A 13,242-nucleotide genomic window follows, 5' to 3' on the forward strand; every position below is an offset into this window, starting at 1 on the left:
CTACTCCGCCGCCAGCCTAGCCGCATGGGCGGCCAGGGCCTGGGCACGCTCGACGTTCCAGGCCGAGACGCAGGGGATCTTCGAGAGGTCGGCGCGGTGAGCGAAGGCCCGGGCGGTCTCGGTGATCTCCAGCAGCAGGCCGTCCTCCAGGGTGATCGGCTCCAGCCCGTAGCCCAGCAGCCGGCGGTTTTCGACGCAGAGCTCGTTCTCGTCGGCCTCGGCGCGGGGATTGGGCAGATGCGCCACCTCGGCGCCGGCCAGCCGGGCCACCATCTGGGCGAGGTCCCGCACGCGCCAGCACTCGGTCATCTGGTTCATGACCTTGACCCGCTCGCCCCGGGCCGGCGGGTGGAGCAGGGCCAGCTCCACGCAGCGCACCGTGTCCTGGATGTTGATGAAGGCCCGGGTCTGGCCGCCGCTGCCGTGGACCGTGAGCGGATGGCCGAGGGCCGCCTGGATCAGGAAGCGGTTCAGCACCGTCCCGTAGTCGCCGTCATAGTCGAAACGGTTGACCAGCCGCGGGTCCGCCCGCGTCTCGGCGGTCTGGGCGCCCCAGACGATGCCCTGGTGCAGGTCGGTGATCCGCAGGCCGTCGTTGCGGGCATAGAACTGGAAGAGCAGGGCGTCCTGGGTCTTGGTCAGGTGGTAGATCGAGCCGGGATTGGCCGGATAGAGGATTTCCTGCGGGCGCCAGCCGTCGGCGGTCTCCACTTGCACCGTCAGGTAGCCCTCGGGGATCGGGGCGCCGGCCGTGCCGTAGCCATAGACGCCCATGGTGCCGAGGTGGGCGAGGTGGATGTCCTGGCCGCTTTCGACGATGGCGGCCAGCACGTCGTGGGTGGCGTTGAGATTGTTGTCGATGGTGTAGCGCTTGTGGGCCGCCGACTTCATCGAATAGGGGGCGGCCCGCTGTTCGGCGAAGTGGACGACGCCGTCCGGCCGGAAGGCGCGGAGCAGGCCGAGGAGGGCTTCGAAGTCCTTGCCCACGGTGAAGTCGTGGATCGGGATCTCGCGCCCCGAGACTTCACGCCAGGCGGCGACCCGCTCGGCCAGGGTGACGATGGGCGTGAGCGAGCCGGCGCCCAGTTCCTCGTCGATCCGTCGCCGCGAGCCGTTGTCGACGATGGCCACCTCGTGGCCGCGCGCGGACAGGTGCAGGGCCGTCGGCCAGCCGCAGAACCCGTCGCCGCCGAGGATCAGTACCCGCATTCCTGCTCCCAATGCTGAGAGCCCCACCCGTGGGTAAGGGCTAACCCACCCCGCCGGGCGGGGAAAGGTCAGAGCAGGTCCAGGATCGCCTGCCGCGCGGCGTCGCGAAGCTCGGGGCGCATGAGGGCGAAGGCGACATTGGCGCGCAGCAGGCCGATCTTGTCGCCGCAGTCGTAGGTGGTCCCCTCGTATTCCAGGGCGTGGAAGTCCTGGGTCTTCATCAGGTTGACCATGCCATCGGTGAGCTGGATCTCGCCGCCCGCGCCGCGCTCCTGGGTTTCGAGGATCTCGAAGATCTCCGGCTGCAGGATATAGCGGCCCGAGATGAAGAGGTTGGAAGGCTCGGTCCCGGGGGCGGGCTTCTCCACCATGCCAGTCATGCGGTTCAGCCGGCCCTCGCGGCCTTCGAGGGCGACGATGCCATACTTGTGGGCCTCGCCCTCGGGCGCCGGCTCCACCACCACGATGTTGCCGCCTGTCTTCTCATACGCCTCCACGGCCTGGGCCAGAGCCGGGGGCGTGGCGGCCATCAGCATGTCGGGCAGCATCACCGCAAAGGGCTCGTCGCCGATCACGTCCCGGGCGCACCAGACGGCGTGGCCGAGGCCCAGGGGGGCCATCTGGCGCACGAAGCTCATCTGGCCCGGCTGGAGCACGTCGCGGCGCACGTCGGCCAGGATGTCGGCCTTGCCCTTGGCCTGCAGGGCCTGCTCGATCTCGGGATTGGCGTCGAAATAGTCCTCGATGGCCCCCTGGCCGCGCCCGACGATGAAGACAAAATGCTCGATGCCGGCGGCCCGGGCCTCCTCCACGATGTAGGACAGGATCGGCCGGTCGACGACGTTCAGCAGGTTCTTGGGGGTGGTCTTGGCGCCGGGAAGCACCCGGGTTCCCAGCCCCGCCACCGGCAGGACGGCCTTGCGCACGCGCTTCGTCATTCATCCCCTCCAAGGCTCCGGGCCGGGCCCGAAGCTCAACCATTCCGCGGCTGCCAAACGCGCTGCGCCCGCCTGCGATCCCCTGGCGAGCGCCGTGATGTGGCCGCGATCAAATCACACTGCCCTGGTGTGATCACGATTTTGCGATCACGGGAAGTTGTGCAAGGCTCCGAACGGGGGGATTGACCCCTAGGGAGCCACAACAATGAAGCTTCGCACTCTGACCCTCGCCGCCGCCGGCGTCATGGCCCTGGGCCTGGCCGCTTGCCAGCAGAAGACCGAAGAAGCTCCGGCCGCGCCCGCCGCCGAGGCCGACCTCACCGCCCCGGCCACCGACTCCATGATGGCCGCCACGCCGCCGGCCGCGGATGCGTCGGCGACCACGACCGATCCCGCGGCTCCGCCGCCGGCGGACGCCACCACGACGACCACGCCGCCTCCGCAGTAAGGGCGTATAGCAAGACAGGATCTGCGGACGGCCGCCCCTCGGGGCGGCCGTCTTGCTTTGGGCCTATTCGACGGTGACCGACTTGGCGAGGTTGCGCGGCTGATCCACGTCGGCGCCCTTCTGGACGGCCACGTGATAGGCCAGCAGCTGCACCGGCGCCGACAGCACCAGGGGGGCGATTAGCGGATCGCACTTCGGCGCCGTCACCACCACTCGGGCGCCCTTGGGGGCGTGCTTCTCGCCCTCGGGATCGGTGACGAAGATCACCTGGCCGCCCCGGGCCATGACCTCCTGCATGTTCGAGGCGGACTTCTCGAAATAGCTGTCGAAGGGGGCGAGAATGACGATCGGCGTCTGCTCGTCCACCAGGGCGATGGGGCCGTGCTTAAGCTCGCCGGCGGCGTAGCCCTCGGCGTGGATGTAGCTGATCTCCTTCAGCTTCAGCGCCCCTTCCAGGGCCAGCGGGTACATTGGGCCGCGGCCGAGGTAGAGCACGTCCCGGGCCTTGGCGACCTCCTGGGCGATGGCGCGGACCGCGTCCTCCAGCTTGATGGACTCGGAGATCAGCCGCGGCGCCTCCAGGAGCACCTTCACCAGGCGCTGCTCCTCGGCGTCGTCGATGCGGCCGCGGGCCCGGGCGGCGGCGATGGCCACGGCGGTCAGCACGCTCACCTGAGCGGTGAAGGCCTTGGTGGAGGCGACCCCGATCTCCGGGCCGCAGTGGATCGGCCAGACCACGTCCACTTCCCGAGCCATGGTGCTCTCGGTGGCGTTGACCACGGCGGCGGTGGTCATGCCCCGGGCCTGGCAGTAGCGCAGGGCGGCCAGGGTGTCGGCGGTCTCGCCCGACTGCGACATGGCCACGGCCAGGGCCCCGGAACGCAGCGCCGGCTGGCGGTAGCGGAACTCGGAGGCGATCTCCACGTCCACCGGCAGGTCGGCCATCTGCTCGATCAGATATTTGCCGAGCAGGCCGGCGATGTAGGAGGTGCCGCAGGCGACGATCTGGACGCGTTCGAGATTGGCCCAGTCGATGCCGCCGGGCACGGCGGCGCGGGCGGCGATGGTGTCCACATAGGCCGAGATGGTGCGCTGGCACCCCTCGGGCTGGTCGTGGATCTCCTTCTCCATGAAGTGCCGGTAGTTGCCCTTCTCCACCAGGGCGGCGGAGGCCGGCACGGTGCGCATGGGCCGCTCGACCGGATCGCCGCGCTCATCGAAGATGCGGGCGCTGGTGTGGTCGATGGCGACGAAATCGCCCTCGTCCAGATAGCTGATCCGGTTGGTGAAGGGACCGACCGCCAAGGCGTCGGAGCCGATGAACATCTCGCCGTCGCCGTAGCCGACCACCAGCGGGCTGCCCCGCCGGGCGCCCATCACCAGGGCGTCCTCGCCCTCGATCAGCACGCCCAGGGCGTAGGCGCCGTGCAGCTGGTCGAGGGCGGCCTTGAAGGCCTCGATGGGAGCCTTGCCGCTCTCCAGTTCGCTGTCGAGGAGCTGGGCGATGACCTCGGTGTCGGTCTCGCTTTCGAAGGTGCGGCCCTTGGCCTTCAGCGCCTCGCGCAGTTCGGCGAAGTTCTCGATGATGCCGTTGTGGACCAGGGTGACCCGCCCGGCCTTGTGCGGGTGCGCGTTGCTGGTGGTGGGGGCGCCGTGCGTGGCCCAGCGGGTGTGGCCGATGCCGACGGTGGCGAGGAGCGGATCGTCCGCCAGCACCTCCTCAAGGGCCTTGATCTTGCCGGCCGCCCGGCGGCGTTCGACCCTGCCGTCCACGATCCCCGCCACGCCGGCGGAGTCATAGCCGCGGTACTCCAGGCGCTTGAGACTGTCGATCAGTCGATCCTGGACGGGCTTCGTCCCCACGATGCCGATGATGCCGCACATGTGGCCAGAACGATCCTTGTGCTAGAGGCGGACGATTCAACCTGTGATGTCGCGGCTTTAGCATCGGCTAAGGTCGGGGCCACTAAATCTCAGTTTCCAAACGTTTCGAGGCTGACGAATGAGCAAGCGCGCCTATTTCGGGACGGACGGGATCCGCGGTCAGGCCAACCGTCATCCCATGACCGCCGAGGTGGCGCTGCGCGTGGGCATGGCGGCGGGCAAGCTGTTCCGCTCCAAGGACGAGCGCCGCCACCTCGTGGTGATCGGCAAGGACACCCGCCTCTCGGGCTACATGATCGAGCCCGCCCTCGTGGCCGGCTTCACCAGCGTGGGCATGGACGTTCGCCTGTTCGGCCCGCTGCCGACGCCGGGCGTGGCCATGATGACGCGCAGCCTGCGGGCCGACCTCGGGGTGATGATCTCGGCCTCGCACAACCACTTCGCCGACAATGGCATCAAGCTGTTCGGCCCGGACGGCTACAAGCTTTCCGACGAGCAGGAACTGGAGATCGAGGCGCTGATGGACCAGGGCCTCCAGGAGGGCCTGGCGCCGCCCGAGAAGCTCGGCCGGGTGCAGCGCATCGACGACTGCCAGGCGCGCTACGTGGAGATCGCCAAGGCCACCTTCCCCAAGGGCCTGAGCCTGTCCGGCATGCGCATCGTGATCGATTGCGCCAACGGCGCCGCCTACAAGGTCGCGCCGGTGACCCTGTACGAACTGGGCGCCGAGGTGATCCGCGTGGGCGTCGAGCCCAACGGCTTCAACGTGAACGAGGACTGCGGCTCGACCCATCCGCAGACCATGGCCAAGATGGTCAAGGAATACCGGGCCGACATCGGCATCGCCCTCGACGGCGACGCCGACCGGCTGGTGATCTGCGACGAGAAGGGCCAGGTGGTCGACGGCGACCAGATCATGGCGATCATCGCCGACAGCTGGGCCCGGGCGGGGCGCCTGCAGGGCGGCGGCGTGGTGGCCACGGTGATGTCCAATCTGGGCCTCGAGCGGTTCCTGAACGCCCGGAACCTGAAGCTGGAGCGGACCAAGGTCGGCGACCGCTATGTCATGGCCCGGATGCGCGAGGGCGGTTTCAACGTGGGCGGCGAGCAGTCGGGCCACGTGATCCTCTCCGACCTGTCGACCACGGGCGACGGCCTGATGGCGGCGCTGCAGGTGCTGGCGGTGCTGAAGGAGAGCGACAAGCCCATGAGCGCGCTCGCCCGGCAGTTCGAGCCGGCGCCGCAGAAGCTGGAGAACGTCCGCTTTTCGGGCGGCAAGCCGCTGGAGGACGCCCTGGTGAAGCAGGCGATCGCCGACGCCGAGGCGCGCCTGAGCGGCTCGGGCCGCCTGGTCATCCGCCCCTCGGGCACCGAGCCCCTGATCCGCATTATGGCCGAGGGCGACGACGAGAAGCTGGTGAGCCAGGTGGTCAAGGAGATCGCCGGCGCCGTGCGCAAGGCGGCCGCCTGAGGGGCTCTGCGCTCCTGCAGAACTGGTCTGCGTCTGCTCGGATAGCACCGGCCATCAAGTCCCTTTAAAGGCCCCCGCTCCGCGAACGGCGGTCGTCGAGACCGGCGGCGGGCAGATCCTGGGGAGCCTTGATGAAGCGTGTCCTGAAGTGGGCCGGCTATGGCCTGGCCGGCGTGGTGGTGTTCGCCCTGTGCGTGGTGGCCGGCGGTCTTGCGGCGTCCGAAGCGATGCTGCGCTGGCCGGCGGAGGCGCCGCCCGTGCGGCTGATCTCGGCGCAGTCGCCCTCGGCGGCGCGGGGGGCCCGGATCGCCAGGCTGAACGGCTGCCACGACTGCCACGGGGCGGACCTTCGGGGACAGCTCTTCCATGAGGACGAGATGATGCGGGCGTGGGGGCCGAACCTGACCCTGGCCGCCGCCCGGCAGTCCGACGCCGAACTGGAGGCGGCCATCCGCCATGGCGTGGGGGCGGACGGCCGCGCGCTGTGGGTCATGCCGTCCTACGCCTTCTCGCAGCTTGGCGACCAGGAGGTCGCCGACCTCATCGCCTATGTGCGCAGCTTCAGCCCCGGCGGCGAGGTCCAGCCGCGGCTGCAGGTGAGCCCGATGCTGCGGGTGGGCGTGCTGATGGGCAAGTTCCAGTCCGAGGCGACCCTGGTGCGCACCCGTGGGCCGATCATCCTGCCCGACGTGGGGCCGGGCCACGCCCAGGGCCGGCGGCTGGCGCGGCTGTGCGTTGAATGCCATGGCGCAGACCTGAAGGGCATGGAGCTGCTCAAGTCGCCGGACCTGACCGTCGCCGCGGCCTATGACCGCGAGGCGTTCGGCAAGCTGCTCCACGAAGGACTCGCGGCCGGCGACCGGAAGCTGGACGGACTGATGGGACTGGTCGCGAAGTCGCGGTTCAGCGCCCTGTCGGACTCCGAAGTCACTGCTCTTCACGAATACCTGAAGGCCCGGGCCGAGCGGGAGATCGCCGCGGCCCAATAGCAACCCTACCCAGGCCTTAACTCTTGTGTCACAGTCGACGTAACCACGGTCACGAACCGGGGACTACAGAGCTACGACTTGGGAGGAAGAATGCGACGCGACCTCGTCCATTGGGGCGTGGCGCGGCAGGCTTGGCGGCCCACCGCCTCGATCGCCTGCCTCGCCTTTGTCGGCGTCCTGGCCACGGCCTTCTGGGCCGGGGTGGTCTGGATCGCCCGGGCGTTCATGAGCCTGGGCGCCTTCGGGTTCTAGACGCCCCCGCTGTCCGTGAGACCCGCGCCTACGGCCGGCCGACGCTGACGTAGGCGAAGCCCCGCGCGCGCATGTCGTCGGGATTGTAGATGTTGCGCAGGTCCACCAGCACCGGCCGGCGCATGAGCAGCTTGATCCGGTCGAGATCGAGCGCCCGGAACTGATCCCACTCGGTGATGATGACCAGAACGTCGGCGCCCTCGGCCACGGCGTAGGGATCGTCCTTGAAGGCCACGTCCGTCAGCATGTGCCGGGCCTCGGTCATGCCCTCGGGGTCGAAGGCCTGCACCCTGGCGCCCTTGTCCTGCAGGGCGGGGATGATGGCGAGCGACGGAGCGTCGCGCATGTCGTCGGTGTTGGGCTTGAAGGTCAGGCCGAGGACCCCGACGGTCTTGCCCTTCACCTCGCCGTCCAGGGCCTTGATCACCTTGCGGGCCATGGCGCGCTTGCGCTCGTCGTTCACCTTGACGGTGGTTTCGATCAGCTCCACCGGCGCGCCATAGTCGCGGGCCGTCCGCACCAGGGCCAGGGTGTCCTTCGGGAAGCAGGAGCCGCCGTAGCCGGGGCCGGCGTTGAGGAACTTGCCGCCGATCCGCCCGTCGAGGCCGATGCCCCGGGCCACCTGCTGCACGTCCGCGCCCACCGCCTCACAGAGGTCGGCCATCTCGTTGATGAAGGTGATCTTCAGGGCCAGGAAGGCGTTGCCGGCGTACTTGATCAGCTCGCTGGTCCGCCGGCCGGTGAACACCATGGGCGTCTCGTTGAGGTACAGCGGCCGGTAGAGCTCGCGCATCAGTTCCCGGGCCCGCTCGTCGTCGGTGCCGACCACCACCCGGTCGGGCCGCTTGAAGTCCTCGATGGCGGCGCCTTCGCGCAGGAATTCGGGGTTGGACACCACGGCCACGTCGGCGTCGGGCCGCACGCGCCGGAAGATGGCCTCGATCTCATCGCCCGTACCCACCGGCACGGTGGACTTGGTGACCACGACGGTGAAGCCGTCCACCAGCCCCGCCACCTCCTCGGCCGCCGCATAGACGTAGGAGAGGTCCGCATGGCCGTCCCCCCGCCGCGAGGGGGTGCCCACGGCGATGAACACCGCGTCGGCCTCGCGCACGGCGTCGCGGGCGTCGGTGGCGAAGAACAGCCGGCCCGCCTTGACGTTCTGGGCGACCAGCACGTCCAGGCCCGGCTCGTAAATCGGGATGCCGCCCGCCTTCAGACGCTCGATCTTGGCGGCGTCCTTGTCGATGCAGGTGACCGTGTGGCCGAAGTCGGCGAAGCAAGCGCCAGACACCAGGCCCACATAGCCCGTCCCGATCATCGCGACTTTCATACGGAGTCCCCTAAGAGTCGTCGGCCGCTTTCAGCATGAGCGTGGCACGTTCACAACCTTCCACGGCCTCTTCAGCCTTTGCATTGGATGGGCAGTCCGTATGTTGCCCCCGCGCAGGAGGCCGAATGATCGACGCACAGAAAATCCCGGGAATGATCGAGCCTGTTGAACAGGCTCTGCTAACCGAGCTCGCGGCTCGGCCGCCGATCGTTGCCGGCGCGGTCATCGTCGAGTTCGGCACGTTCTTTGGGCGAAGCTCGGCCTGTCTCGTCAATGGCGCCAGCCAGTGGTGGACCCCGGCGGACGGCCCGGTCTTGCGGACCTACGACAGCTTCGGTTGCGCGGAGGGCGAGGGGTTTGCGCCCCATGTGTTCGCCTTCGCCGGGCAGGGCGGCGTTCTTGATCTGGTCGAGCGAGCCAATGGCCGGGTGGATTTCCAGAAGGTCTATCGGCGCTACCTCGGCGCTGCGGAGGAGGCCGGCCTGCTGGTCACTCGCCGGGCCGAGTTGCGGGACATCGAGCACGATGGCGCGCCGATCAGTCTCATGCACCTCGACGCGCCCAAGTTCTACGACGAGTTCAAGTTCATCCTGTTCCGCTTTTTCCCAAGCCTCGTGCCGGAGGCGCGGGTGGTCTTTCAGGACTATTTCTATCACTGGTCCGCGACGTTGGTCGCGGCGGCTGAGGCTTTGGTCGCACGGGGGATTCTGGCCTTCGAGCGGTCCGCCGCGTCGTCGATGACGGCCCGTGTTGTCCGCACGCCAAGCGTGGAGGACCTGTTGGAGGTCGATCTGGCTCTCACCGGACGGTCAGTGGAGCCGCTGCTCGATCAGGCGATCGCGCGGACCTCGACGATGGCGCTCGACCGGGGAGAGCAGTTTGCGCCTCGCCTGTGGCTCGCCAAGATGCAGTATCAATGGGAGCAGGGCCGGACCGCCGACGCTGATCGCACCTTCGGAGCGATGATCGCCGCTGCAAAGGGACGGCTACATGTGGCGACCCTAGCGGACCTGCGCGAGATGCTCCGCTCCGGCTTCAGCATCCGCCCGCTCTACGAACGGGACCACTGACCGAATTCAGATTTCCTGATTGTAGGCGCCCACCTGCGGGCGCCTGGCGAGGCGGGGCTTCACCTCCTCATGGAAGAGACGGCGCATGTCGTCCTCGGATTGGGTGCTCTCCACCACCACCACCAGCTCGGGCTTGTTGGACGAGGCGCGCACCAGCACCCAGGAGCCGTCCTCCAGGGCCACGCGGGCCCCATTGACGGTGACCACGTCGGTGATCTTCCGCCCGAGGATGGCGCCGCCGGCCTTGGCGAGGTCGACATACTCGCGCACCACGTCCTCGACGACGGCGTACTTTTCCTCGTCGGCGCAGTGGGGGCTCATGGTCAGGGAGGTGAAGGCCACGGGCAGGGCCTTCTTCAGGTCGGACAGCTTCTTGCCCGGGTTGCGGTCCAGCATCGCCAGGATCGCGGCGGCCGCCACCAGGCCGTCGTCGTAGCCGCGGCCGATGGGCGGGTTGAAGAAGAAGTGGCCGCTCTTCTCGAAGCCGGCGAGGGCGCCCAGTTCGGCGGTCTTGCGCTTGATGTAGCTGTGGCCGGTCTTCCAATAGACGGTCCTGGCGCCATTGGCCTTGAGGACCTCGTCGGTGGCGAACAGGCCCGTGGACTTCACGTCCACCACGAAGGTGGCGTCCTTGTGCAGGGCCGACAGGTCGCGGGCCAGCATCAGGCCGATCTTGTCGGCGAAGACCTCCTCGCCCTCGTCGTCCACCACCCCGCAGCGGTCGCCGTCGCCGTCAAAGCCCAGGGCCACGTCCGCGCCGTGCTCGCGCACCGCCTTGGCCATGGCGTGCAGCATGACGCTGTCTTCCGGATTGGGGTTGTACTTGGGGAAGGTGAAGTCCAGATCGCAGTCCATCTCGATCACCTCGGCCACGCCCATCCGGCGCAGGGCCTCGGGCGCGAAGGCGCCGGCGGTGCCGTTGCCGCAGGCGGCCACCACCTTCAGCGGCCGGGTCAGGCGGGCTCGGACCGCCACATCGGCGATGTAGCGCTCGGCGACGCCGGCCACATGCTCCACCGAGCCGCCGGGGCGCTGCACCCACTCGCCCTTGAGGACGATCTCCTTCAGGCGGCCCATTTCGTCGGGGCCGAAGGTGAGGGGCTTCTGGGCGCCCATCTTCACGCCGGTCCAGCCGTTCTCGTTGTGGCTGGCGGTGACCATGGCCACGCACGGCGCATCGAGGTCGAACTGGGCGAAATAGGCCATCGGCGAAACCGCGAGGCCAATGTCCAGCACCTCGCAGCCGGCGGCCACCAGGCCGATGGTCAGGGCCTGCTTGATCGACAGGGAATAGGAGCGGAAGTCGTGCCCGACGACGATCCGCTTCTGGCCCAGCTCCTGGATGTAGGTCCCAAGGCCCAGGCCCAGGGCCTGGACGCCCAGCAGGTTGATGTCGGGACCGAAAAGCCAGCGGGCGTCGTATTCCCGAAAGCCCGTCGCCTTCACCAGCGGCTGAATCTCGTAGGCGAAGGTGTTCGGGACAAGGTCGGCGCGGGGGGCGGGCAGCATCGGAACTCCGGCGTTACGGATCGCGGATCTGTTTACTTGGCTGGGCGTCCCCCTGCCACCCGAACGCATAGGGCCCAGCTTCGGAACCGGGCCTGTCATTTGATCGGCGGGGGGCGCCGGCGACGAGGTTTTTCTACATCACCCCGGCGCGCAACAGGTCGTGCACGTGCAGAATGCCCACCGGGCGGCCGTCCTCGACGACGAAGAGGACGGTCACCGCCGGCGGCGGGTCGCTCATCAGGGCCAGGGCCTCGCCGGCCAGCATGGAGGGGGCCACGGTCTTCTTCGGACCCGGCGTCATCACCTCCCCGGCGGTGTGGTCCATGAGGCCGTCGATATGGCGGCGGAGATCGCCGTCGGTGATGGCCCCCAGCAGGCGGCCCTCGGTGTCGACCACGCCCACGACGCCCCAGCGCTTCTGGGTCATGACCAGCAGGGCCTGACGCATGGGCGTTTCCGGGGAGACGAGCGGCAGCTCCTCGCGGCCGTGCATCAGGTCGGCGGCGGTGCGCAGCATGGCGCCCAGCTTGCCGCCCGGGTGGAAGACCCTGAAGTCGCTGGGCTTGAAGCCGCGCCGCTCCAGCAGGGCCACGGCGAGGGCGTCGCCGAGGGCGATCTGCAAGGTGGTGGAGGTGGTGGGGGCGTTCACCGCCGCGGTGGCCTCGGGGGCGTCGGGCAGCAGCAGGACGATGTCCGCGGCCCGGGCGAGGGTGCCGTCGGCGACGGCGGTGAGGGCGATCAGCGGAATGTCGAAACGCGCTGCATAGGCGATCACGTCGGCCAGTTCCCGGGTCTCGCCGGTCTTGCTCAGGGCCAGGATGACGTCGTCGGCGCCGATCATGCCGAGGTCGCCGTGGCTGGCCTCGCTCGGGTGGACGAAGGTGGCGGTGGAGCCGGTGGAGGCGAGGGTGGCGGCGATCTTGCGCGCCACATGACCCGACTTGCCCATGCCGGTGCAGATGATCCGGCCGCGGGCGGTGAACAGGGCCTCTACGGCCTCGGCGAACGAGGGGCCGAGTTCGCGCGCCATGCGTGACAGGGCGTCCGCCTCGGTCTCGAGCACGCGGCGGCCGAGGGCGATGGTCTCTTCTGCGCTCATTGGGACGGGGCGAGGGCCTGATTCTGGATGTTGCGGACGGCCTCCCGCGCCTGCTCGGTGCGGCGCACGGCGGCCTCGTGTTCGCGCTTCATGGCGGCCTGGGCCTCGGCCGTCCGCTGCACGGGCGTATGGCCGAACGGCCCCGGCGAGCGGTCGCCCAGGCCCTGCGGCCAGACGAGCGCCAGGCCGACGGCGGCCACGGCGGCCAGCCCCAGCAACGGCAGGTAGAGGCGATCCAGCATGGGCGCTCTATAGCCCGCGCCGGCTTGACGGCGAAAGCCTCGGGTCCTAGCCGCTCTCTTCCCGCCAAAGAGGAGACCCGCCTTGCCCACCCTGATCCTGCTGCGTCACGGCCAGAGCCAGTGGAACCTGGAAAACCGCTTCACCGGCTGGGTGGACGTGGACCTGACGCCCCAGGGCGAGGCCGAGGCCAAGAAGGGCGGCGAGCTGATCGCCGAGGCGGGCCTGGCCATCGACCGCTGCTTCACCTCGGTGCAGACCCGGGCCATCCGCACCTCCTGGATCGCCCTGTGGGCGGCCAAGCAGGCCTTCGTGCCGGAGACCAAGGACTGGCGGCTGAACGAGCGGCACTACGGGGGGCTCACCGGCCTCAACAAGGCCGAGACCGCCGAAAAGCACGGCGAGGAGCAGGTGAAGATCTGGCGCCGCTCCTATGACATCCCGCCGCCGCCGCTGGCGCCCGGCGGCGAATTCGACTTCTCGAAGGACCGCCGCTACGCCGGCGCCAAGCTGCCCGACACCGAGAGCCTGAAGACCACCCTGGAGCGGGTGCAGCCCTACTGGGAGAGCGACATCGCCCCCTGCCTGAAGCGCGGCGAGACCCTGCTGGTGGCCGCGCACGGCAACTCGCTGCGGGCCATCGTCAAGCTGCTGTTCGGCGTCTCTGACGAGGCCATCGTCGGCGTCGAGATCCCTACCGGCAACCCGCTGGTCATCGAACTCGACGGGAACCTGAAGCCTACGTCGGCCCGCTACCTCGATGCGGCGCGTGCCACGGAGCTGCCGCCGATCTAAGGTCG

The 13,242-nt window shown here is 69.1% G+C and carries 13 protein-coding genes; 6 read left to right on the forward strand and 7 right to left on the reverse strand.

The window, feature by feature from the left end:
- Together BO64_RS12155 and BO64_RS12160 are read right to left on the reverse strand one after the other, a co-directional pair.
- Positions 1-1,209: an NAD-dependent epimerase/dehydratase family protein gene (locus tag BO64_RS12155; protein WP_496403570.1), complete on the reverse strand. Its 1,209-nt coding sequence runs from the start codon at positions 1,207-1,209 to the stop codon at positions 1-3.
- Positions 1,210-1,277: 68 nt separating this feature from the next.
- On the reverse strand, positions 1,278-2,147 hold the full coding sequence (locus tag BO64_RS12160; protein WP_496403571.1) for a UTP--glucose-1-phosphate uridylyltransferase: 870 nt from the start codon (positions 2,145-2,147) through the stop codon (positions 1,278-1,280).
- A 205-nt stretch (positions 2,148-2,352) separates the two neighbouring features.
- Here BO64_RS12160 and BO64_RS12165 point away from each other — a divergent pair, with 205 nt between their 5' ends.
- A complete protein-coding gene (locus tag BO64_RS12165) occupies positions 2,353-2,595 on the forward strand; it encodes a hypothetical protein (protein WP_496403572.1) in 243 nt (80 codons plus the stop codon).
- Between the two features lie 63 nt (positions 2,596-2,658).
- Here BO64_RS12165 and glmS read toward each other — a convergent pair whose 3' ends face one another.
- Entirely contained in the window at positions 2,659-4,479 is a 1,821-nt protein-coding gene (gene glmS / locus BO64_RS12170; protein ID WP_496403573.1) for a glutamine--fructose-6-phosphate transaminase (isomerizing), read from the reverse strand.
- Between the two features lie 118 nt (positions 4,480-4,597).
- Here glmS and glmM point away from each other — a divergent pair, with 118 nt between their 5' ends.
- The 3 genes from glmM (at position 4,598) to BO64_RS12185 (ending at position 7,191) form a co-directional block, all read left to right on the forward strand.
- Positions 4,598-5,950: a phosphoglucosamine mutase gene (gene glmM, locus BO64_RS12175; protein ID WP_496403574.1), complete on the forward strand. Its 1,353-nt coding sequence runs from the start codon at positions 4,598-4,600 to the stop codon at positions 5,948-5,950.
- A 131-nt stretch (positions 5,951-6,081) separates the two neighbouring features.
- Entirely contained in the window at positions 6,082-6,939 is an 858-nt protein-coding gene (locus BO64_RS12180; RefSeq protein WP_496403575.1) for a c-type cytochrome, read from the forward strand.
- A gap of 90 nt (positions 6,940-7,029) precedes the next feature.
- On the forward strand, positions 7,030-7,191 hold the full coding sequence (locus BO64_RS12185; protein ID WP_496403576.1) for a hypothetical protein: 162 nt from the start codon (positions 7,030-7,032) through the stop codon (positions 7,189-7,191).
- A 28-nt stretch (positions 7,192-7,219) separates the two neighbouring features.
- On the opposite strand, the gene BO64_RS12190 is transcribed toward BO64_RS12185, so the two are convergent.
- The gene (locus BO64_RS12190; protein ID WP_496403577.1) at positions 7,220-8,524 is read right to left on the reverse strand and encodes a UDP-glucose dehydrogenase family protein; all 1,305 of its coding nucleotides are present in this window, start codon (positions 8,522-8,524) and stop codon (positions 7,220-7,222) included.
- A 125-nt stretch (positions 8,525-8,649) separates the two neighbouring features.
- Here BO64_RS12190 and BO64_RS12195 point away from each other — a divergent pair, with 125 nt between their 5' ends.
- Positions 8,650-9,594 (forward strand): hypothetical protein, encoded by a 945-nt coding sequence (locus tag BO64_RS12195; RefSeq protein WP_496403578.1) that lies wholly within the window; start codon positions 8,650-8,652, stop codon positions 9,592-9,594.
- Positions 9,595-9,600: 6 nt separating this feature from the next.
- Here BO64_RS12195 and BO64_RS12200 read toward each other — a convergent pair whose 3' ends face one another.
- From BO64_RS12200 to BO64_RS12210, 3 genes are all read right to left on the reverse strand, one after another.
- Entirely contained in the window at positions 9,601-11,103 is a 1,503-nt protein-coding gene (locus tag BO64_RS12200) for a phosphomannomutase/phosphoglucomutase (protein ID WP_496403579.1), read from the reverse strand.
- Between the two features lie 133 nt (positions 11,104-11,236).
- On the reverse strand, positions 11,237-12,202 hold the full coding sequence (locus tag BO64_RS12205) for a KpsF/GutQ family sugar-phosphate isomerase (RefSeq protein WP_496403580.1): 966 nt from the start codon (positions 12,200-12,202) through the stop codon (positions 11,237-11,239).
- Positions 12,199-12,444, reverse strand: a complete 246-nt coding sequence (locus tag BO64_RS12210) for a hypothetical protein (RefSeq protein ID WP_496403581.1) — start codon at positions 12,442-12,444, stop codon at positions 12,199-12,201. Before BO64_RS12210 ends, BO64_RS12205 begins: the two co-directional genes overlap by 4 nt.
- A gap of 82 nt (positions 12,445-12,526) precedes the next feature.
- On the opposite strand from BO64_RS12210, the gene gpmA reads away from it, so the two are divergent.
- Positions 12,527-13,237 (forward strand): 2,3-diphosphoglycerate-dependent phosphoglycerate mutase, encoded by a 711-nt coding sequence (gene gpmA, locus BO64_RS12215; RefSeq protein ID WP_496403582.1) that lies wholly within the window; start codon positions 12,527-12,529, stop codon positions 13,235-13,237.
- Positions 13,238-13,242 lie beyond the last annotated feature (5 nt).

The sequence above is a fragment of the Phenylobacterium composti DSM 19425 genome (assembly GCF_059568645.1).